General features: G+C 39.8%; 21 protein-coding genes. 19 read left to right on the top strand and 2 right to left on the bottom strand.

The window, feature by feature from the left end; genetic code table 11:
- Positions 1–8 precede the first annotated feature (8 nt).
- Together araA and J3U54_RS00915 are read left to right on the top strand one after the other, a co-directional pair.
- A complete protein-coding gene (araA, locus tag J3U54_RS00920; protein WP_267384542.1) occupies positions 9–1,433 on the top strand; it encodes an L-arabinose isomerase in 1,425 nt (474 codons plus the stop codon).
- A gap of 132 nt (positions 1,434–1,565) precedes the next feature.
- The gene (locus tag J3U54_RS00915) at positions 1,566–2,603 is read left to right on the top strand and encodes an aldose epimerase family protein (RefSeq protein ID WP_267384540.1); all 1,038 of its coding nucleotides are present in this window, start codon (positions 1,566–1,568) and stop codon (positions 2,601–2,603) included.
- Positions 2,604–2,658: 55 nt separating this feature from the next.
- Here J3U54_RS00915 and J3U54_RS00910 read toward each other — a convergent pair whose 3' ends face one another.
- Positions 2,659–3,972, bottom strand: a complete 1,314-nt coding sequence (locus tag J3U54_RS00910; protein WP_267384538.1) for an APC family permease — start codon at positions 3,970–3,972, stop codon at positions 2,659–2,661.
- A 212-nt stretch (positions 3,973–4,184) separates the two neighbouring features.
- On the opposite strand from J3U54_RS00910, the gene rbsK reads away from it, so the two are divergent.
- From rbsK to alr, 11 genes are all read left to right on the top strand, one after another.
- Positions 4,185–5,099, top strand: a complete 915-nt coding sequence (rbsK, locus tag J3U54_RS00905) for a ribokinase (protein ID WP_267384536.1) — start codon at positions 4,185–4,187, stop codon at positions 5,097–5,099.
- Between the two features lie 152 nt (positions 5,100–5,251).
- On the top strand, positions 5,252–6,160 hold the full coding sequence (locus J3U54_RS00900) for an L-lactate dehydrogenase (protein WP_103752335.1): 909 nt from the start codon (positions 5,252–5,254) through the stop codon (positions 6,158–6,160).
- A 389-nt stretch (positions 6,161–6,549) separates the two neighbouring features.
- Positions 6,550–7,209 carry an amino acid ABC transporter permease gene (locus J3U54_RS00895; RefSeq protein ID WP_103752336.1) on the top strand — a complete coding sequence of 220 codons (660 nt, stop codon included), beginning with the start codon at positions 6,550–6,552 and terminating at the stop codon, positions 7,207–7,209.
- Positions 7,190–7,864, top strand: a complete 675-nt coding sequence (locus J3U54_RS00890) for an amino acid ABC transporter permease (protein ID WP_103752337.1) — start codon at positions 7,190–7,192, stop codon at positions 7,862–7,864. The genes J3U54_RS00895 and J3U54_RS00890 overlap by 20 nt, the downstream gene beginning before the upstream one ends.
- A gap of 9 nt (positions 7,865–7,873) precedes the next feature.
- Entirely contained in the window at positions 7,874–8,614 is a 741-nt protein-coding gene (locus J3U54_RS00885; protein WP_103752338.1) for an amino acid ABC transporter ATP-binding protein, read from the top strand.
- 9 nt (positions 8,615–8,623) lie between these two features.
- Positions 8,624–9,466: a transporter substrate-binding domain-containing protein gene (locus tag J3U54_RS00880; RefSeq protein WP_267384533.1), complete on the top strand. Its 843-nt coding sequence runs from the start codon at positions 8,624–8,626 to the stop codon at positions 9,464–9,466.
- Positions 9,467–9,580: 114 nt separating this feature from the next.
- The gene (locus J3U54_RS00875; protein ID WP_103752340.1) at positions 9,581–9,826 is read left to right on the top strand and encodes a type B 50S ribosomal protein L31; all 246 of its coding nucleotides are present in this window, start codon (positions 9,581–9,583) and stop codon (positions 9,824–9,826) included.
- Between the two features lie 127 nt (positions 9,827–9,953).
- Positions 9,954–11,321 (top strand): UDP-N-acetylmuramoyl-tripeptide--D-alanyl-D-alanine ligase, encoded by a 1,368-nt coding sequence (locus J3U54_RS00870; protein WP_267384531.1) that lies wholly within the window; start codon positions 9,954–9,956, stop codon positions 11,319–11,321.
- Between the two features lie 10 nt (positions 11,322–11,331).
- Positions 11,332–12,837 (top strand): DEAD/DEAH box helicase, encoded by a 1,506-nt coding sequence (locus tag J3U54_RS00865; protein WP_103752342.1) that lies wholly within the window; start codon positions 11,332–11,334, stop codon positions 12,835–12,837.
- A 78-nt stretch (positions 12,838–12,915) separates the two neighbouring features.
- Entirely contained in the window at positions 12,916–13,269 is a 354-nt protein-coding gene (gene acpS / locus J3U54_RS00860) for a holo-ACP synthase (protein WP_103752343.1), read from the top strand.
- 2 nt (positions 13,270–13,271) lie between these two features.
- The gene (gene alr / locus J3U54_RS00855; protein ID WP_267384527.1) at positions 13,272–14,402 is read left to right on the top strand and encodes an alanine racemase; all 1,131 of its coding nucleotides are present in this window, start codon (positions 13,272–13,274) and stop codon (positions 14,400–14,402) included.
- A gap of 271 nt (positions 14,403–14,673) precedes the next feature.
- Here alr and cbpA read toward each other — a convergent pair whose 3' ends face one another.
- The gene (gene cbpA, locus J3U54_RS00850; protein ID WP_103752345.1) at positions 14,674–15,381 is read right to left on the bottom strand and encodes a cyclic di-AMP binding protein CbpA; all 708 of its coding nucleotides are present in this window, start codon (positions 15,379–15,381) and stop codon (positions 14,674–14,676) included.
- 225 nt (positions 15,382–15,606) lie between these two features.
- Between cbpA and pth the strand changes: the two genes are divergently transcribed.
- From pth to tilS, 6 genes are all read left to right on the top strand, one after another.
- Positions 15,607–16,173 (top strand): aminoacyl-tRNA hydrolase, encoded by a 567-nt coding sequence (pth, locus tag J3U54_RS00845; RefSeq protein ID WP_103752346.1) that lies wholly within the window; start codon positions 15,607–15,609, stop codon positions 16,171–16,173.
- 3 nt (positions 16,174–16,176) lie between these two features.
- Positions 16,177–19,668, top strand: coding sequence for a transcription-repair coupling factor (mfd, locus tag J3U54_RS00840; RefSeq protein ID WP_103752347.1), 3,492 nt, complete (start codon positions 16,177–16,179; stop codon positions 19,666–19,668).
- Between the two features lie 14 nt (positions 19,669–19,682).
- Positions 19,683–19,925, top strand: a complete 243-nt coding sequence (locus tag J3U54_RS00835; RefSeq protein ID WP_103752348.1) for an RNA-binding S4 domain-containing protein — start codon at positions 19,683–19,685, stop codon at positions 19,923–19,925.
- Between the two features lie 76 nt (positions 19,926–20,001).
- Positions 20,002–20,379, top strand: a complete 378-nt coding sequence (locus tag J3U54_RS00830) for an FtsB family cell division protein (protein WP_103752349.1) — start codon at positions 20,002–20,004, stop codon at positions 20,377–20,379.
- A complete protein-coding gene (locus J3U54_RS00825) occupies positions 20,379–20,744 on the top strand; it encodes a S1 RNA-binding domain-containing protein (protein WP_267384512.1) in 366 nt (121 codons plus the stop codon). The genes J3U54_RS00830 and J3U54_RS00825 overlap by 1 nt, the downstream gene beginning before the upstream one ends.
- Positions 20,734–21,993 (top strand): tRNA lysidine(34) synthetase TilS, encoded by a 1,260-nt coding sequence (gene tilS, locus J3U54_RS00820; protein WP_267384510.1) that lies wholly within the window; start codon positions 20,734–20,736, stop codon positions 21,991–21,993. The genes J3U54_RS00825 and tilS overlap by 11 nt, the downstream gene beginning before the upstream one ends.
- Positions 21,994–22,015: the final 22 nt, after the last annotated feature.

Raw genomic sequence — 22,015 nt, 5'->3', positions numbered from 1 at the left:
TTTATATTATGTTAGAAGTACCTAAATATGAATTTTGGTTCGCAGTTGGAAGTCAACACTTATATGGTGAAGAAACCTTGAAGGAAGTTGCAGAAGATGCTAAAAAGATTGCAGATGGCCTAAATAAAAATGGAAATTTGCCATATAAGATTGTTTTCAAACAAGTTTTAACTACAGCAGATGAAATAACCAAGTTTATGAAAGAAGCTAACTATGAAGATAAAGTAGCTGGCGTCATTACTTGGATGCACACATTTTCACCTGCAAAGAACTGGATTCGTGGCACAAAACTTTTACAAAAACCATTATTGCACTTTGCAACACAATATTTAGACTATATTCCTTATGACACCATTGATTTTGACTACATGAACTTAAACCAAAGTGCCCATGGTGATCGTGAATATGGTTATATTAATGCCCGTTTACAAATGCACAATAAGATTATTTATGGCCATTGGCAAGATCCAAAAGTAATGAAACAAATTGCTGACTGGGAAGATGTTGCTGTTGCCTATGATGAGTCATTTAACTTAAAGGTTTGCCGGTTTGGCGATACGATGCGTGACGTTGCCGTTACTGAAGGCGACAAGGTTCAAGCTCAAATCCAATTAGGCTGGACAGTTGATTACTATGGCGTAGGCGACTTAGTTGATGAGATGGCTAAAGTTAAAGAATCAGAAATTGATGATGAATATGCTGATTTAAAGTCTCGTTATATTATGGTTCAGGGCTCAATGGATGAAGCCGCATATGAAAAGACTGTTCGCTATCAATTGAGACAATATATTGCCATGAAACGCTTCTTAGAACGTGGGGGCTATACTGCTGTTACTAGCAACTTTGAAGACCTACACGGTTTAGAACAACTTCAAGGCTTATCGGCCCAGTTATTAATGCGTGATGGTTACGGCTTTGCCGGTGAAGGTGACTGGAAGACAGCTGCATTATTGCGGACAATTAAGATTATGACCCATAATCAAAAGACTGCATTTATGGAAGACTATACATTAGACTTGCGCCCAGGTCACCAAGCAATTTTAGGCTCACACATGTTGGAAGTTGATCCTTCGATTGCTTCAGAAAAACCACGTGTTGAAGTTCATCCCCTAGATATTGGTGGTAAGGCAGATCCTGCACGTTTAGTCTTTTCTGGCTCTGAAGGCGATGCAATCGATGTCACCTTAGCTGATTTTAGAAATAACTTTAAGTTAGTTACGTACGCTGTTGACGCCCATAAAGCTGAAAAAGAAACACCACATTTACCTGTTGCTAAACAATTATGGACTCCAAAAGTTGGTCTTGAAAATGGCTCAATGCAATGGATTCAAGCTGGTGGTGGCCACCATACAGTCTTCTCATTCGCAGCAACTGAAGAGCAAATAACAGATTTAGCTACTCTATACGGCGTAGATTTATGTAGTATTAATTAGGAGTAACTAATCTGTACAAAGAATAAAATCCCTATATATTTCATGAAAAGCAATTAAATATTTATCTAAATACACTATTTCAATTATCTTGTTGAAGTAGTGTATTTTGCTAAAAAGAACAGGAGAACAAAAATGAAGGTAATTAAAGAATTTTTTGAAAAATATCAAGATCACGATGTTACCAAGGTAACTTTGGAAAATGACAATGGTGTTGCAATTTCGTGCTTATCAATGGGTGCAACTTGGTATGAGTTTTTAGTGCCGCGGGAAAATGGTCAACAGAAAAATTTGATTATGAATTTTGCTCATTGTGCTGATTATTATGCAAATGGCCTTTGCTGTTGTCAGGGAATTGGTCGTGTAGCTGGCCGAATTAAAAAAGGTCAATTCACTTTAAACAACAAGCAAGTTCAAGTACCAATAAATGAGAATGGAAATACTCTCCATGGTGGTAATGGCGGCTTTCGCTTTCTGAATTGGTCAGTAGCAACAGAGAAGACCGATGACAGTGTCAGCGTCATTTTCAAAAAAACAATCGATGAAAAAACAGATGGCTTTCCTGGTGACTTTGAAGCGACAATCACTTACACTTTAAATAATCAAAATCAGGTTACAATTTCTGAAAAGGCAATTAATGGTGGAAAGGCGACACTATTTAATCCAACTATTCATGTTTACTTTAATTTAAGTGATGCATCCAATCTAGATTCACATGAAATTAAAATCAATAGTCAGAAATACTTACAACTAGATTCTCAGTTGATTCCAACAGGCAAAATGTTAATGACCGCCAATACCCCATATGATTTTCATGAATTTAAAAACCTAGCTACTGCAATTAGAGAAAACGCTGGTTTTGATGATGCATTTGTTATTGATGGGTCAGAAAATGAAATGAAGGAAGTAGCAATCCTGCGTGAAAAAGAAAGTGGTCGTCAAGTTAAGATTACTAGTGAATCAAACTGTCTTGTGATGTATACGATGTCGCAAGAACAGCCAGGAGTAAAGTTTGTACGCGATCAGGGGATTGTTGCTCAGCCAAGTGAAGCAGTTGCGTTAGAAGCGCAGGTCTTGCCTGATGCGATAAACCACAGTAACTTTGGCAATATTATTCTGCCGGCAAATGAAACTAAAACACATCAAATTACATTTAGCTATTTGCAAAAATAAGCTGGGTAGTATGTGAGTAGCGAAAATAAAAGAGCGAGTTAGTAGACCCGCTCTTTTATTCTAGTTGTTTATTCTTTTTTTGAACATAAAGGTAAACGGGCCAGCCACTCAGCGTCAATAAAATGCCAATGATTGCTAAAATTGGCTGTGTCAAAGTTGTGGTAATAACAACAAACAATGCACCGCAGATTGCCAAAATCGGTGGTAACGGGTACCAGGGGATTTTATATGGCCGCTCTAAATCTGGATGTTTTTTGCGCAAAGCAAAAACGCCAGTGAACAAGAGAATTGAAAAGATCCACGAAACGTAAACTAGCATGTCAGTTAGTGAATCAAAGGTCCCTGAAAAAATCATAATTGTTGCGATGATGCATTCAAATAACATGCTGTTAGTTGGGACGATTGTTTGATTATTTAACTTGCCAAAAAAGTTTGAGGCCGGCAACTTCTTTTCTCTACCTAAAACATAGGGCATTCTTGAGCCTAGTAAAAGGTGACCGTTAATGGCACCAAAAACCGATACTAAGATTCCGGCAGCGATAATGGTTCCGCCTAGGTGGCCGAATAACTTTTGGGCCGTTAGCAAGGCAGCACTTTGATTGCCCACTACTTGATTCCACGGAATAACTTTGACGTAACTCCAGTTTAGCAAGGTATAAAAAATGGTAACGCCAAACAAACCCCAAATGATAGCCTGGGCTAAGGTTTTAGCAGGATTCTTGATTTCACTGGCAAGGTTACCTATACTAAGCCAGCCATCATAGGCAAAAAGAACTGCTAGCAGGGCTTGACCAAAAGCCGCTGTGCTACTGGCGGTAGTCAGATGAGGACTAGGCGCGCCTGCTAGTTGATTAGGGCCTTGATAAAAAAGTGCAAAAATAATAATCGCAATAATTGGTAACAGTTTAATTACCAAAGCTATTTTTTGCACCTGTGAACTTAACTTGGAGCCTAACCAGTTGATTACTAGCACTGTTAACATGACAAGCAAAGCAATGAGTGTTGTCGAACAATTTTTAAATTGTGGAATTTCTTTTAGTTGCGTTGCAAAGACAATTGAGAGGGCAGCAATGTTGGCTGGATAATAAATGATAATTAGGGACCAGCCAAATAAAAAAGAAACTTGCGGACCGTAAATCTTTTCGAGATATTTCACTGGTCCGCCATCTTCAGGATAAACGGAAGCAAGTTCTGCAATACTGAGACCCGCCATTAATGTGATAAAACCAGCAAGTGGCCAAACTAAAATACTGAGCCAAGCATTGTGTGTTAGCGATGAGATATTTGCAATCTTGAAAAAAGCACCGCCCCCAATCATGGTTCCCATGACCGTTGCCAAAGCAGCAAAAAAGTTGAGTTGTCTTTTCATAATAATTACCCTATTTAAAAATTACAATAATTAATTGTAATTATAGGCTATGCTGTCCGAAATAAAAAGTTTGCTTACATTTTTTTACAATTTATTTTTAAGATTAAAAAAAGGTTATTAATGTAACCATTAATTTGAAAGCAATTTCAAGTGTGCTATTATTTTTTTAGAGAACTATTGGGCAAGGTTGCCTTTGGTAATAAGGAGAGAAAATGACTAAGATTACTGTTATTGGTAGTATTAATCTAGATACCAATTTGCGCGTTAAGCAAATGGTTAAACCAGGCGAAACGATTCATGCAAAAGAGCATTATTCTGCTGCTGGTGGCAAGGGGGCAAATCAGGCCGTTGCAGCTGCTCGCTCAGGCTGCGAAGTTAACTTTATCGGCGCGGTTGGAAATGATGCACCCGGAAAAGAAATGCTGGGACTGTTAAAGCAAGAAGGAATCGATACTTCTGGTGTAAAAGTGATTAACAATGAATCAACGGGCCAGGCATTCATCACCGTTGATGATGCTGGGCAAAACTCAATCACAATTTATTCTGGAGCTAACTCTGGCTTTAATGCTGATGATGTAGCTGAAAAGCGTGACTTATTGGGCCAAAGCGATTATGTGATTGCCCAATTTGAGACGCCGGTTGAAGCCACAATTAAGGGCTTTGAAATTGCACACGCAGAAGGAATAAAAACTATTTTGAATCCGGCGCCAGCGATGACCGAAATTCCGTCTGCTTTGTTAAAGCAGACTGATCTTATCGCACCAAATGAAACTGAGGCGGCTACAATTACCGGTGTTCAAGTACGTGACGAAGAAAGTGCTAAAAAAGCAGCAGCGAAGTTGCATGCTCTTGGCGTCGAAGCGGTGATTATCACCATTGGCTCTAAGGGTGCCTTTTATGATTACAATGGTCAAAGTGAGTTGGTGCCAGCGTTTAAGGTTAAAGCCGTTGATACTACAGCTGCTGGAGATACTTTTATCGGTGCAATGACTAGCATCCTTAAGCCTGATTTTTCTAATTTAAAAGAGGCAATTATTTTTGCCAATAAGGCGTCATCGTTAACCGTGCAGCGTTATGGTGCTCAGCCATCGATTCCCTATAAAAAAGAAATAGAACAAGTTGACTAGATTTTTCGTAGTTTACGGGTCTTTTGACTAGCATAATCATTAGATTAGTAAAAAATAGTTTAACTTACACGTGGTAAAAATTATAATTAAGATGAACTTGTTGGTGCAGCATGAATTTAAGCTGTCCAATTAGCACAGAAAGGACATCTATTATGACTACTAAAATTGGTATTATTGGCGATGGGCACGTTGGCTGCACCGTTGCACATGAATTAATTGTTTCAGGATTAGTTGATGACTTGGTAATGATTGATCTTAATGAGGGCAAGGTTAACGCTGATGCAGTCGACTTTGAAGATGCAATGGCTAATTTACCCAACCACGTCAATATTACGGTTAATGATTACAGTGCACTTAAAGATGCGGAAATTGTGATTAGTACATTGGGTAAGATTTCGCTTGAGTCAAAGGGCGATCGCTTCCAAGAGCTTGAATATAATAAGAAGCAATTGCAGCCAATCACTGAATCAATTAAAAAAAGTGGCTTTAACGGTATTTTATTGGTTATTTCTAATCCAGTTGATGCTATTACCAACCTTTATCAACAATTAACGGGCTTACCAAAAGAGCGGGTTATCGGAACGGGTACGCTGCTTGATACTGCGAGAATGAAAAAAGTGGTTGCTCATAAATTTGATGTTGATCCCCGTTCAGTTAGCGGTTTTGCCTTGGGTGAACACGGTAATTCACAGTTCACTGCTTGGTCAACGGTTAAGGTATTAGAAAAGCCTATTTCTGAACTTGCTAAGTCCGCTTCTTGGGAACTGACAGATTTAGAAGATGAGATTGTCCGTGGTGGTCAAACCGTCTTCATGGGTAAGCACTACACTAATTATGGCGTTTCTGCAGCTGTTGTTAGAATTGCTCGGGCAATTCTGACTGACTCACGGACTGAATTGCCAGTTTCAAGTTATCAAGAAAAATATGGCACTTACATGTCATACCCTGCAATTGTTGGTCGGTGCGGTATTGTTGCTCGCGTTGAATTAAACTTAACGCCAGACGAAGAAAGTCTTTTGCAAAAATCCGCTGAAACAATCAAAGAAAAATCTCAAGCCTAGTTTAAATTGTAAGCAGTATTACTGGGTAAAGCGTCCTTTAAAATGGACGCTTTTTTATTGCCCTAATTGCTTGAACTACTAGGAAAAGTCGCGCAAAGCAATTTCATTGACAAAAAGTAAGTATAAGAATAGCATTAACTTTATCAACTGTTTTACTTGAAGGAAGTGCGATTATGGCTCAAATTTTAAACACTGTACAATGCAAAAATGTCTGTTTGTCTAACTCATTTGTATTTAGCCGGTGGGGAAATTTGTGTGTCGCTTAAAAACGGTTTAATTAGCAATCTGCAGTTCTAGTGTAATTGCGGATTATTGTTTTTATTTGTTAGGTAAGACCCATGAATCCTCGCGATGATTGGGTCTTTTTCTTTTGGAGTGGGGGAGAGAAAATGAGCTGGCAGATCATTACTCAAAGTTTGCCAATTTTTTTAAAAGCCTTTGAACTGACCCTCTGGCTTTCCTTAATTGGAATCTTAGGGGCAATTATCGTTGGTGTGATTAGCAGTTTAGTGCAGTACTTTAAAGTGCCGGTCTTAAGCCAACTATTTGCGGCTTATGTTGAGTTAGCACGAAACACGCCGTTATTAATTCAACTATTTTTCTTGTATTATGCTTTTCCAGTAATTGGGTTAAAAATGTCAGCGATGACTTGTGGCATCATTGGCCTGATTTTTCTTGGTGGAGCTTATATGGCGGAAGGATTTACCGGTGGGTTTACTGGCGTTAGTGCGACCCAAATTGATGATGGCAAGGCCCTCGGGATGAATAATCTTCAGTTAGCCCGTTATGTGGTTTTTCCACAAGGTTTTGCCTTAAGCATGCCATCTTTAACTGCTAATATCATTTTTCTAATTAAAGAAACTTCGATTTTCTCAGTGATTGCAATTCCGGAATTAACCAATACGGCACTTGATTTAATTGGAATGTATTATCGTTCCAATGAATATTTGTTAATGCTGGTAATTGCCTACGCGATTATTTTAATTCCGGTAATCCTAATCCTGAACTACCTAGAAAGGAGAGTGCGCTATGGCACATTCGGCGATTGATGTCATTTTTACCGGCAACAATTTTGCCAGAATCCTCGATGGTTTATGGACATCTGTCTGGATTTCGGTAGTCAGCCTTGCGGTTGGTCTTATTTTGGGCACTTTATTTGGTATTTTACGTACAATTCCAAACAAAATTATTCGGTTTATTTTGCGACTTTATTTAGAATTTTTCAGAATTGTACCAACAATTGTTTTGCTATATTTGTTCTATTATATCTTGCCGCGTAGTTTTCATATCGATTGGCCAGCCAGCTGGATGGCGATTCTGGCTTTTGCACTGTGGGTCGCCGCGGAATTTAGTGATATTGTCCGAGGAGCACTTGAATCTGTTCCGCTTGTCCAAAAAGAATCGGGACTTGCGCTGGGACTTAGTCCGACGCAACTATTTCGGTATGTTTTATTACCGCAGGCAATGAAACTCGAACTGCCAGCTACGATCAACTTGGCAACCAGGGTTATCAAGACGACCTCTTTATTGATGATGATCAGTATTATGGATGTCATTGCGGTCGGGCAACAAATAATTGAAGCCAATAACCAAAAATATCCGACAGCAGTCTTTTGGATTTACGGACTGATTTTTGTCCTGTATTTTGTAATCGATTATCCATTATCGCTTTGGTCAAAAAAGTTAGCTGCAAAACAGAAATAGGTGGATTAAATGACAAAAGAAATTTTGCGCGTTGAAAATTTGAATAAGTATTACGGAGATCGGCATGTCTTGCATGATATCAACTTTACCCTCCATGAAGGCGAAGTACTAACCTTGCTTGGCCCATCTGGCTCAGGGAAAAGTACTTTGATCAGGTGCTTGAATGGTCTTGAAGAATACAATGATGGGGCAATTTATTTTAAAAACCAAAAAGTTACGCCATCGGCTAAAAATTGGCAAAAATTGCGGCAGAAGATTGGCATGGTCTTTCAAAGCTATGACCTTTTTCCTAATCTAACGGTAATGGAAAACATTTTACTGGCTCCGACAAAGGTGCAAAAACGGCCTGAAGAAGAAGTCAAAAAAGAGGCGGAAAAACTATTAGCTAGAGTAGGTTTAACTGGCTATGTGGATTCATATCCACGGGAACTGTCAGGTGGACAAAAACAGCGAATTGCGATCGTACGGGCATTAGCTATGCACCCAGAAGTGATGCTATTTGATGAAGTCACAGCTTCACTAGATCCAGAGAAGGTGCGTGGTGTGTTACAAATCATGACAAACTTGGCCAAAGAAGAGCACAAGACAATGATTATTGTGACGCACGAAATGAACTTTGCCCGGCAAATTGCTGATCAAGTCTTATTTTTAGAAAACGGACAGATTTTAGAAAATACTCCGGGAAAGGACTTTTTCGCACAGCCGCAAACAGCACGTGCGCGTGCCTTTTTGGCTAGCATGGATTTTTAAGGAGTAAGCATGAAAGTTAAAACAAAAAATAAGGTAATTAGTATAATTGTTGTTGCCGTAGTTTTAATTATTAGCTTTTTTGGGTTTAAATCCTCTTTAAATGAAAGTACGGGTGGCAGCGATAGCAGCGTTAGCGCAATCAAAAAACGGGGCGTTTTGCGTGTGGCAGTGTTTGGTGACTTGCCCCCTTATGGTTGGGTCGACGACCACGGCTTTCGCAGGGGATATGACTTGCGCTTAGCTAGAAAAATGGCTAAGGATCTTGGCGTAAAGGTAAAGTTTACCCAGGTCAATGCCAATAACCGGGTTGATACGTTAAATTCAAATAAGGCCGATATTGTTCTTGCCAATTTCACGGTTACGCCTGAGCGAAAACAAGTGGTTGATTTTGCCAGACCTTATATGAAAGTTTCGGTCGGAGTCATTTCACCTAAAAATGCGCCACTTAAAAGTGAGGCGGCTTTGAAAAGAAAGTCGATCATTGTTAATAAAGGGACTACCGCGGAAAACTATTTCACAGCAAGAGGCGGCGTCAATTTGCTGAAGTTTGATTCTAAAACGCAGCAGTTTAATGCCCTGAAAAATAAGCGTGCGGCGGCTTTAGCCGATGACAACTCGTATCTTTATGCTTGGGTAAAGCGTAATCCGACTTATACGGTTGGAATTAAAAATATCGGGCCAAACCAGTATATTTCGCCAGCCGTGAAAAAAGGCAATAACTCTCTTTTAGATTGGACCAATAAAGAAATTACCAAGTTGACCAACCAGAAGTTCTTTACCGATGACTATAATAAGGAACTGAAACCATATTTTGGTAAGGAAGTTAAGCCGAGTGACATTGTTTTAGATTAAAGATGCTGGTATAATAATTAAGTCTTGAAATATATTTTGGAAAATGTTATTGTATTAGACGTTAATCGATTAATCTATGACTTGCAATAAAGTCATGGCAAAGGAGTAATAAACATGAAACAAGGCATTCACCCAGATTACCAACAAGTTGTCTTTATGGATTCCGCAACAGGTGCTAAGTTTGTTGCTGGTTCAACCTTAAAGTCAAAAGAAACAGTAGATTACGAAGGTAAAACTTACCCATTAATTCGGGTTGAAATTACTTCAGATTCTCACCCATTCTACACTGGCAAGCAAAAGTTTGCTCAAGCAGATGGTCGAATCGAGAAGTTCAACAAGAAGTATGGTATGAAGAAGTAATATCTTTGATCTGGTGGAAGCAGTCCCATTGGGGCTGCTTTTTTACGTAAAACGTTAATATTACGCTGCTAACTATTAGTGTAATATTGATTTTAGCGGAATTTCTTTTTAGCTAGGAGAAAATTAGATGAAAATGCAACTGGTAGAAATTGCTAAAGCAATCAACGCGAATTGTGAGGGCAACGACCAAACTGTTATTACTTCTGTTGCCTTTGACTCAAGAAAAATCGCTGAGGGCGGATTATTTGTCCCGTTAGTCAGTGATCGGGATGGTCATGACTTTGTAAGCAGCGCAATTAATAATGGGGCTAGTGCTACTTTGTGGCAAAAAGGTCACCCTAATAAGCCCACAGATATTGCCGTCTTAGAAGTTGATGATCCATTAACAAGTATGCAAAAATTGGCGCAGTATTACCTAAATAAGGTTAATCCGACTGTAGTCGGCATTACTGGTTCAAACGGTAAAACCACTACTAAGGATATGACTGCGGCGGTTTTGGCCAAAAGATTTAATGTGCATAAGACAGATGCTAATTTTAACAATGAAATTGGCGTTCCAATGACCATTTTGGATATGAAGCCAAATACTGAAATTTTGGTTTTGGAAATGGGAATGGACCATGCGGGGCAGTTGCACCAACTTAGTGAATTGACTCACCCGGATGTTACGGTAATTACCATGATTGGTGAGGCTCACATTGAATTTTTAGGTTCACGTGAAAAAATTGCTGATGCGAAGATGGAAATTACCGATTTCCTGCGTGAGGACGGCGAGCTTATTTACAATGGTGACGAACCGCTTTTGCGTGAGCGAGCTGAAAAGATTGACCAGTCAAAAGTTACTTTTGGTTTTGGTAAAAATGATACAGTGTATGCAACGGGTTTTAGAAGTTATAAACACCACGCCACATTCACGATTAACCAGTCAGACTGTAAGTTTACTATTCCAATGATTGGTAAGCATAATGTTTCAAACGCCCTGTCTGCTCTTTGCGTTGGTCGTCATTTTGGTGAAAGCGATGAAGAAATTGCTACTGCTTTAGCTAGCTTTACCCCAACTGCCAACCGGATGGAATGGGAAAAAGGTGATGTGGGTGAGGACATTATGAGTGATGTCTATAACTCGAACCCGACTGCTGTCCGTGCCGTTTTAAGCAGCTTTGGTCAGATCCAGGTTCCTGAAGGTAGCCGGCGCATTGCTGTCTTGGGTGACATGCTCGAATTAGGTGACAGATCAGCTGAGCTTCATGCTGGTCTTGCAGATTGCCTTGATCCGCAAGTGATTAACGAAGTATATTTATATGGCTCAGAAATGAAAAATTTAGCTGATGCTCTAAAAGAAAGTTACGAGCCAGAAAATCTACATTATTATAAAAAAGATCAGATGCAGCCAATGATAGCTGATCTGAAAAATGATATTAAGCCGCACGACATTGTTGTCCTGAAAGGATCACATGGTATGCACCTCGAAAAAGTAGTGGAGCGGCTTAGATAAGGAGAACTTAGTGAAATTTTCGGAATTAGGATTAAATGATGAGCTTCTAAAAGCAATTAAACGTTCAGGCTTTGAAGAAGCAACACCAATCCAAGAACAAACAATTCCTCTTGCTTTAGCAGGCAAGGACGTGATTGGCCAAGCTCAAACAGGTACTGGTAAGACAGCTGCCTTCGCTTTGCCAATTTTACAAAACTTAGACAAACACAATAAGGTAATTCAGGCGTTAATCATCGAACCAACGCGTGAACTTGCTATTCAAACACAAGAAGAACTTTTCCGCTTAGGCCGTGATGAAAAAGCACGCGTTCAAGTAGTATACGGTGGTGCTGATATTGGCCGCCAAATTCGGTCACTTAAAAACCATGTTCCAGCTATTTTAGTTGGTACCCCTGGACGTTTGCTTGATCATTTAAAACGCAAGACCATTAATTTGGAAAACGTCAACACAATTGTTTTGGATGAAGCTGATGAAATGCTTGACATGGGCTTTATTCAAGATATTGAAAGTATTTTGGGCTATGTCAAAAACCGTAAGCAAACATTGCTCTTCAGTGCGACAATGCCAAAACCAATTCTAAATATCAGCGAAAAATTCATGCATGACCCTGAAATCGTGCGGATTAAGACTAAAGAACTAACGGCTGACTTAATTGATCAATACTTTGTCCGGTCAAAGGACTCAGAGAAATTTGATATTATGTGTCGTTTAATTGATGTTGAAAGTCCAGATTTAGCGGTTATCTTTGTTAGAACTAAACGCCGCGTTGATGAAGTAACGCGTGGACTGCAAGCTCGTGGGTATAACGCTGCCGGAATTCACGGCGACTTATCCCAGGCTCGCCGAATTAGCGTTTTGAAACGGTTCCGTTCTGGTAAATTAGATATCTTAGTTGCTACCGATGTTGCAGCACGTGGACTTGATATTTCAGGTGTTACCCATGTGTATAACTATGATATCCCTCAAGATCCAGATTCATATGTTCACCGCATTGGCCGTACTGGTCGTGCCGGTCAAAACGGTAGTTCAATTACTTTTGTTACGCCAAATGAAATTGGCTACATGCGGACAATTGAACAACTTACTAAGAAAAAGATGACACCTCTTCGTCCACCATCAGATGACCAAGCTTTCCGTGGTCAATTAAAGGTTGCCAAATCCAAGATTGAAGACCTCATGAAGGAAGACTTGACCAAGTATACCGACGATGCTAGTGAGTTGTTAGAAAACTATTCTGCAATTGATCTTGTTTCTGCATTCTTGAAGAACTTATCTAAGGACTCATCAAACGTTGAGGTTAAGATTAGTTCAGAAAAGCCGTTACCTTATAAGGGTGGCGGTCGTCGTGGCGGCGGCCGTGGTCGTGGCCATTATAGTCGCGGTCGTAATGGCGGTGGCCGCGGCGGCTATCGTGGTGGTGACCGCGGTCATGGTGGTCGTGGCAACTACCGTGGTGGTCGCTCGAACCGTTCCGGTGGCAGTCATAATTTCGTAATTAAGAACAAAAAAGATTAATAATTTTACTAAAAAAGAGTTGTGGTCATGTGCAGCTCTTTTTTTGTATTATAATTTTCTCAAGTGAGGTAAGAAAAAATGATTTTTGGCGTGGGCATTGATGCAGTTGAAGTTGAACGAGTAGCCAAGATTGTCGCTAAGGGTGATGGTTTTGCCAAAAAAGCTTTAACCCCGAAAGAATTCGCACAATATCAAAAAATGGTTGGCAAACGAAAAGTTGAATATTTAGGCGGCCGTTTTTCACTGAAAGAGTCTTTTTCAAAGGCAATGGGTACTGGCTTAGGGGAAAAAGTCGGTTTAATGGATGTTGAAACCCTATGGGATGAAAACGGGCATCCGGTGACAACTTCGCCAAAATTCGATGGTCAAATTTTTTCGAGTATCACTCATGATAATCATGAAATAATAACTTTAGTTGTATTGGAGAAGTGAATATGGTTCCTGGAATACATCGTCCGGCAGCTGTTTATGTCGATTTAAGTGCAATTAAGCAAAATATTGAGCAAGAGTTAAACCACCTTGAGCCTGGGCAAAAATTATTTGCCGTAATTAAGGCTAATGCGTATGGTCATGGTGCCGTTAAAGTTGCTCAATTAGCCGCTAAAAATGGTGTCAGCGGCTTTTGCGTAGCAATTTTAGATGAGGCCCTTGAACTTCGCCGAGCGGGAATTACTCAGCCAATTTTGGTCCTGGGAGTTACCCCTGAAGAATACGCTACTTTGGCGGCCAAAAATGATATATCACTGACCGTGCCTGACTTTGAATGGCTAAATACAGCAGACCAAGAGCTTAACAATACCGGTTTGCAATTGAAAATTCATCTGGCGGTTGATTCAGGAATGGGGCGGATTGGTTTTAGCGAGGATGAGGAATTTCTCCAAGCTAATGACTTTTTGCTGGATAACCCGCACTTCGAAGTAGAAGGATTGTTCACACATTTTGCTTCCGCGGATAGCAGTGATGATACCTACTTTAAAACCCAGGTAGAACGGTTCGAGCATCTTAAGAGTTTACTGAAAGTAAAACCTAAATGGATTCATGTGGATAACACGGCGGCCAGTATCTATGGTAAAAAGGTGCACAGTGATTTGGTTCGGTTTGGTATCGGGCTTTACGGCCTTAACCCATCCTCAAATCCAAGTACTCCGGATTTACCAGCACAAATTAGACTTAAACCAGCATTATCTTTGGAGAGTGAACTAGTTCAGGTTCACACTATTCACAAGGGGCAAGGCGTTGGTTATGGTTCAACTTATATTGCTGATTGTGACCAAATTATTGGTACAATTCCACTAGGTTATGCAGATGGGTTTATCCGCAAATTTCAGGGCTTTAAAATCCAGGTCGGAGACGAATATTGTCCAATTGTAGGGCGGATTTGCATGGATCAGCTGATGGTACGTTTACCGTATGAGATGCCGACCAAAACTAAAGTGATTTTGATTTCAAATGATCCTACTGCTCCGAATAATATTAAGGCTGCGGCGGACTATGTTGATTCAATTCATTATGAAGTGGCTTGTTTACTAGACGACCGCTTGCCACGCATCTACCGTGAAGGATAAATTGGCTAGATATTTTTATTTAGTATTTCTAGCTTAAATGATTAAATAAATATCAGTCAAAGACTTAGAGGTACAATTTAGTCATGATGTATTAACTTATTTACTTGAAGAAAATAGTAAGGGTAGCCATCTGCCATCTAAATCTGTGTCCTTTAAAAGTTAAAAGCATACAAAAAGCGACTAATTTCTCAAACTAAGAGAGGTTAGCCGCCTTTTTGCTATTGAAAAATAGTTAATCTAACAAAGTTTTGCTAGTTACAATTATTGACGATTAATCATCAATTGGCTTACTCATAAATACGCCAGGATTTTCATCACTCATAATCGTCATCCCTGCCTGCAAATCTTCGATTTCTGCCACTACGTAGCTCTTTGCTTCCAAGCGCTTCACGATCAGTTTCATCGTGTCTTCTGTTACTCCGGCTGGCAAAGTAAAGAGAATTCGCCGAACAAAATTGTCATTAACCTCGGCCGAGGAGGCATCGAGACTCATTACACCAGCAATTTCTGAATATTTACTAATTGCTTTTGCCATTTTAACTAAATTACCCCGAGAATTATCGGTTAAAACCGTCAAAACATATGACCCAGTCTTGATGTTCCAAGCATCGGATAACATATCAAGCAAGCGGGAGTGGGTTAAAATACCATAAAATTTATTTTCTTCGTCTAAAACCGAAATGTATGGTAAATCCTTAATTGTGAAGAAAACTTTAAAAAATGGTGAATTAACTTTAATTGTTTTGGTGGCGTTTTTGAGCAGGTAGGTAACCGGCAAACTCATGTCTTTACCCTGAGATTTATGGCGGTAGATGTGCATCTTATAAATGTTTCCGCGGAAAATCGTCCCAGTATCATCTAAGATAGGCACACACCGATAGCCAGAGTCTTCTAAAATTTTAAGTGCTTCTTCAAGTGTTGCGTGTTCGTTAACTGTAGTTAGATAATCTTTTTTGATAACTAAAGATTTAATCAGCATGAAACTGCCTCCATTTTAAAAATAATCTGATTAGTCAACCATCACTCAAATGGTTTTTATTAAATAAAAATTAGAATAATTTTATTGAACAAATAGAGTTTAGCACGAGCTTGCCAAATTAAAAAGCTTTTTTACCGACTGAAATCAAAGTGTAATAGTCTTGGGCAATTTGCTTTTGGCAGGATGTGCTATTATTAAGTGCGACTAAAAGTAAGGGGTAATTTGATGAAAATAATTGCTGGCCTGGGTAATCCAGGCAGAAAATATGATGGTACAAAGCACAATACTGGTTTTATGGCAGTTGACCATTATTTACGGAAAAATGCGCTCGAACTTGAGCGGGAAAAGTTTGAAGGTAAATATACAAAACAAAAAATTAATGGTGAAGATATTATCCTGCTTGAACCACAAACTTATATGAATGATTCTGGAAGATCAGTTGCTCAGTTTGCCCGTTTTTTCAAGGTTGAGCCACAAGATATCTTGATTATTCATGATGATATGGATATGCCATTGGGCAAAATCCGCATTCGTGCAAATGGTAAATCAGGCGGTCATAATGGTATTAAGAGCATTATCCGTGATCTAGGTTCCAGTAATTTCAACCGCTTGAAAATTGGAATTCGGCACCCAGATAATGTTACTGAAGCCAGTGTTATTTCGTGGGTCTTGTCCCCGTTTAATGCTGAGCAAAAAGACTTAATGGATGCTGCTTTTGAAACTAGCAGTGAGGTCATTGCCGATTTTATTGCTGGCAAAAGCAGTCAGTTTTTGATGAATAAGTATAACTAAATCATGCGTTTGACAGACTTAATCGAAAAAGATCAGGATTTAACCGCGTTTATTGCCAAAGCGGCACAAGTTAAAAACTCACTAATCACGGGCGCTAATGCCGGTGCTTTTAGTCTGCTCTTATGTCAGATTGTAACGACACTCAAGCAGCCTTTAATATTAATTGAGGAAAACGAAAATAAAGCTCAGAAACTGTATAGTGAATTAAATGCGGTTATGCCGGATGGCACTATTCAAATTTTTCCACTTGATGCAACAATTGCTACGCAAACCGCTGTTAGTTCTCCTGATGAATTGAGCAGCAGAATCCAAACGCTGAACTTTTTGTTAAGCAAGCAAATGGGAATTGTGGTAACGACGCCGCAAGGAATGCAGTATCAACTTTCACAGCCTGAACAATATCAAGCTACTAGAAGAGCCTTTACCCCGGGTAAAGAGTTTGAATTATCTGAACTAACTAACTGGTTAATTCAAGCAGGTTATCGGCGGGAAAACTTGGTTGCGCGGCCGGGTGAATTTGCTCTAAGAGGAGATATCCTTGATATTTACCCGCTTGATCGCGAAAATCCGATCAGAATTGAGTTCTTTGGTGACGAAATCGATACGATTAAGGAATTTGACCTAGCAAGTCAGCGTAGTCAAAAGCAGGTAGAAGAAGTTACGATTGGGGCAGCGCAAGACCGTGTATTTACAGCTGCTGACTTTAGTCGTGCGGCGAAAATGATTACGAAGGCAATGGGCGATGCTCCCGCTCCAGAAGAGGCCGTCAAAGACCACTTTACCCAAATTCTGGATGAATTAAATGGTGGGACTTTACCGCAAAATTATGCTTTCTTAGTTGATTTTTTACTAGCAAAACCAAGTAGCTTACTGGACTATTTAGATTCGGATGGGTTAATTTTACTTGACGATTGGCCGTTAATTGATCAGGCAGTAAAGACAGTTGACCAACAAAATGCTGGCTTTATTGATGATGAATTAAAAACCGGTGCAATGCTGCCAGGGCAGCAGTTACGGGCTGATTTTCACCGCATTTGGTCCAAGGATCAGCATCACCACATTTACTTTTCACTCTTTCAGCGTAGCATCGGCCGCGTAAGACTTGGACAGTTATTTGATTGGCAGACACGTGAGCCGCAACAGTTTTTCAGTCAAATGCCGCTAATCAAAACTGAAATTGAGTCGTACCAAAGAAACGGCCAAACGGTTGTCTTACAAGCAGATAATCCTAAACGGGCACGGCAGATTAGTCAGACGATGGCCGAATTTGGGATGGATATTCCGGTGGTTGATGCGGCAGATATTTCTGAGCAGCAAACACAAATTATTGTGGGTTCATTTACCAGCGGCTTTACGCTGCCAAATAATAATTTAGTTTATCTAACAGAACATGAACTGTTTAATAAAACCACCCATCATAATCGCCGAATTAAAACACTGGAAAATGCCCAGCGTTTGCGCAATTATACGGAGCTTAAGCCAGGCGATTATGTTGTTCACGTCAATCACGGAATTGGTCGCTTTGAAGGAATTAAGACCCTAGAAAATAATGGGGTTAAACGTGATTATATTACAATCACTTATCAACATGGCGATCAGCTATTTGTGCCAGCGGATCAACTGAAATTAGTTCAAAAATATGTTGCTTCGGAAGGTAAGACGCCACATGTTAACAAGCTAGGTGGAACAGAATGGGCTAAAACCAAACGCAAGGTTCAATCGAAGGTGGAAGACATTGCGGATGACCTGATTGATTTATACGCCAAGCGTGAATCTGAAAAGGGCTTTGCATATTCTCCCGATGATAGTTTGCAACGCGAATTTGAGGATGCTTTTCCGTACGTAGAAACACCTGACCAATTGCGTTCACTGAAAGAAATCAAGCATGATATGGAGCAAGATAAGCCGATGGACCGCCTATTGGTGGGAGATGTTGGCTTTGGTAAAACCGAGGTGGCATTGCGCGCCGCTTTTAAGGCTATTCAGGACAATAAACAGGTAGCTTTTTTGGTACCAACTACTATTTTGGCCCAGCAACACTATGAAACAATCCAAGATCGGTTTAAAAACTTTCCGGTCAATTACGCTGTTTTATCCCGCTTTCAAACTCCAGCTGAAGCTAAAAAAATCACAACGGGGTTAAAGGATGGCAAAATTGATCTGGTCGTTGGAACGCACCGGTTATTATCGAAGGATGTCCAGTTTAAGGATCTCGGATTGCTAATCGTTGATGAAGAGCAGCGCTTTGGCGTTAAACATAAAGAACGGCTAAAGGAATTAAAGGCCAATATCGATGTCTTGACTTTGACGGCAACGCCAATTCCGCGAACGCTTCACATGTCAATGGTGGGAGTGCGTGATTTATCGGTTATGGAGACACCGCCATCTAACCGTTATCCAATTCAAACTTATGTGATGGAACAAATTCCTAGCGTCATTAAGGATGCCTGTTTGCGCGAAATGCAGCGCGGTGGCCAAGTCTTTTACTTGCACAATCGCATTGATGATATTGATGAAGTTGTTAGTCATTTAGAAGATTTGATGCCAACGGCTAGGATTGTGAGTGTCCATGGGCGCATGAGCAAGAACCAGATGGAAGATATTCTGTACCGTTTCTTGAATCGTGAATTTGATATTTTGGTGACTACCACAATTATTGAAACAGGCATCGACATGCCCAACGTTAATACAATGATTATTGAAGACGCTGACCATTATGGGTTAAGTCAGCTATACCAGCTGCGTGGCCGCATTGGCCGTAGCGCACGGCTAGCCTATGCTTATTTCTTGTATCAGCCTAATAAGGTGCTCACAGAAATAGGGGAAAAGCGGCTTGATGCCATTCGTGATTTTACCGAGCTTGGTTCGGGTTTCAAAATTGCGATGCGTGATTTGTCAATTCGCGGAGCAGGCAATATGCTGGGTGCCCAGCAGCACGGCTTTATTGATAGTGTTGGGTATGACTTGTATTCACAGATGCTGGCAGATGCCATTAAAACGCGTAAGGGCAAGAAAAAGCTTAAAAAGAGTAACGCAGAAATTGATCTGGGCTTGGAAGCATATATTCCAGAAAGTTATATCGCTGACCAGGAAGAAAAGATCGAGTTCTACAAGAAAATTAAGTCGGCTGATGTTGATGAAATTGCACAAATTCAGGATGAGTTAATTGATCGCTTTGGTGATTATCCGGAGCCGGTTGAAAATCTCCTCGCAATTTCGAAATTGAAGACTGAGGCGGATCTGGCGCAGGCTTTAACTATTACTAAAAGCAATAATCAAGTCAAAGTTGAATTTGATAACGAGGCAAGCCGAGAGCTGGAAGGACCGAATATTTTTAAAGCCTTGGAACATGTGAGTTTAAAGGCTAGAATTAACTTATCGCCGCAAAAACGGTTAATTGTTTTATTAGAATTGCCAGCTAAGATTCAGAGCAGACAGCTTTTTAATGAATTAACAACATTTATGGCCGGCGCTAATGATATTATTCAAAGATAATTTGAGGTAAAAAAATGAGAATAGATAAATTTTTAAAAGTTTCCCGTTTGGTCAAAAGACGTCCAGTAGCTAAGGAAATGGCCGATCAGGGTCGAATCAAAGTTAATGATAAGGTCGTTAAGTCGAGTTACGATGTCAAGATTGGTGATGTTATTGAAGTCGGCTATGGCGCTAAAGAAGTAAAAGCCAAGGTCTGTGACATTAAGGAAACAACCAAAAAAGCAGAAGCAAGTGAACTATACGAATTAGTTGATTAATTACTTTGTTATTTAATGACTTTTATAAGTGGTCTTGCTATAATGAAATTAGTAATTTTAGTAATAGAAGGAAAAAATTATGAAAGGACCACGTATTTACAATTCGCTTAGTCCAGAAGAGCGAGTTGCACGCTTAAGAAAAAAGCAGGAAAAACGGGAAAAAGAAGTACATCGTGTTCGACGCAACAGGATTATTGCGGCTTTTTTAGTTTTGTTTGCCTTTTTAGGCATTCAACTAGCGGTTACGCATGCGCAAACTAACCGCATTAATGAGCAAGTGCAAACATCTAAGAAATCGTTAAAGCAGATTAATAATCAGAAAAAGATTTTATTGGCTAAACGCGATGACTTGAAGGATCCTGACTACGTGGCCAAACTTGTTCGCTTCAAGTTCTTGTATTCTAAGCCAAATGAAACAGTTTATAATTTACCTGAGGACAAAGATAACAATTAATGAAATACCAAGTAGGACAGCGCGTTACTGGTAAAATTAACAACATTACCGATTTAGGCATCTTCGTATCGCTACCGCAAAATACTTCGGGCCTTATTCACCATAATGATTTTGGCGATAACTGGCTGCATGAAAAGCGCCACTATCAGGTCGGAGAGACGATTAGGGTAGTCGTAATTAATAACTTTAAAGGTAAAATAGGATTATCAAAAACGCGGATTAATGATCCTATTTTAATTGACCATACTAATGAATTTTCAACCACCAAAAAAGAAGACTTCTTAACCGTTTTAGCTAAGACAGTTGCTGATGCCGAAAAGGAAATTAACAAATTACAGCAAGAATTGACCGATTATGCTAGTTGATTATTTTTTTAAGCGTCATGGATTGCCCCTTGAGAATAAAACGGTCGTAGTTGCTACTAGTGGCGGCCCCGATTCGATGGCACTGCTAGATATGCTGGAGGAACTTCAGTCGCAGTATCATTTAGCCATCATTGCGGCCCACTTGGATCACCAATTACGTGCTGATTCCGCTCGTGAAAGTGAAGTAATTGCAGCTTATTGCCGTGACAAGCCAATTAAGGTGGTTAATGGGTTGTGGCCGACTGCTTTACATCCCCAAAAAGGAGTTGAAGCTGCCGCCCGCGAATATCGGTACCACTTTTTAGTGCAAGTGATGCAAGAAAACAATGCCGATTATCTCTTGACTGCACATCATTGTGACGATCTTTTAGAAAATATTTTATTGAAGTTTATTCGTTCGGGAAATCCCAGTGAAATGAATAGCTTACAGGCCGTAACTAAAATGAAAGACAGGACGCTCTTGCGTCCGTTTTTGTCTTTAGAAAAAGAAACGCTGCTGAAATATGATCAGGAAAAGCAGATTCCGTATGTGATTGATGAGACCAATAATGAAGACGACGTTTTGCGTAACCGTCTGCGCCATCACCTTGTTCCATTATTAAAACAAGAAAATCCTCAAATTGGTCAGAATGCTCTGCGCTTTACTAACCAGCTTAATTTGATAGATTCATTGGTTGAGTTAGAATTTAGCCAGCTCGGACAGCCAGAGAATTTTTTAGGAATTGCTTACCGCATCAAAACTTCGCATCTTGCATCTTTATCTAAAAAGCAACAGCTTTTATACTGGCAGTATTTTATTTGGCAAAAGTTTCATATTCGCGTCAATGAGCATTTAGGCGAGTTTAACTTAATTACTTACCAAGCCTATTTTTATCTTTACCAAAATAATTTGCCACCGCAAGAAAAACTGCATCATGTTAGTGTGGGGCAAAAGTTCGATTTTAATAACCGCCACTGCTTAATTACAACCAGGCCGTGTACTTCTGGCAAGCTAGTTGGACGGTTTTATGCTCCAGCTAGTGCAGCTCTAGTCGTTGGTTCACTAACTCCCGGCACGCGGCTGGAGTTAATATCAGGGCAGCACGTTAAAAGCAAGAAAAAATTTGCTGCTAAGGGAATCCCCAATGTTTTACGCCCATACTGCTTGGCAGTGTTAGCAGATGAGGTGCCCGTTTTTGTTGAAAAAACATATGTTAAGCGAAATAAGCGAACTGAATTGCAGCAATATTATTTATATGACAATATTTAATAAGATATTTTAAAATATTAGA

The organism is Lactobacillus sp. B4007 (assembly GCF_026535895.1).
Classification (GTDB): Bacteria; Bacillota; Bacilli; order Lactobacillales; family Lactobacillaceae; genus Lactobacillus; species Lactobacillus panisapium.
Note: the sequence above shows the minus strand (reverse complement) of the source record. Positions and strands in the feature narration are given on the sequence as shown.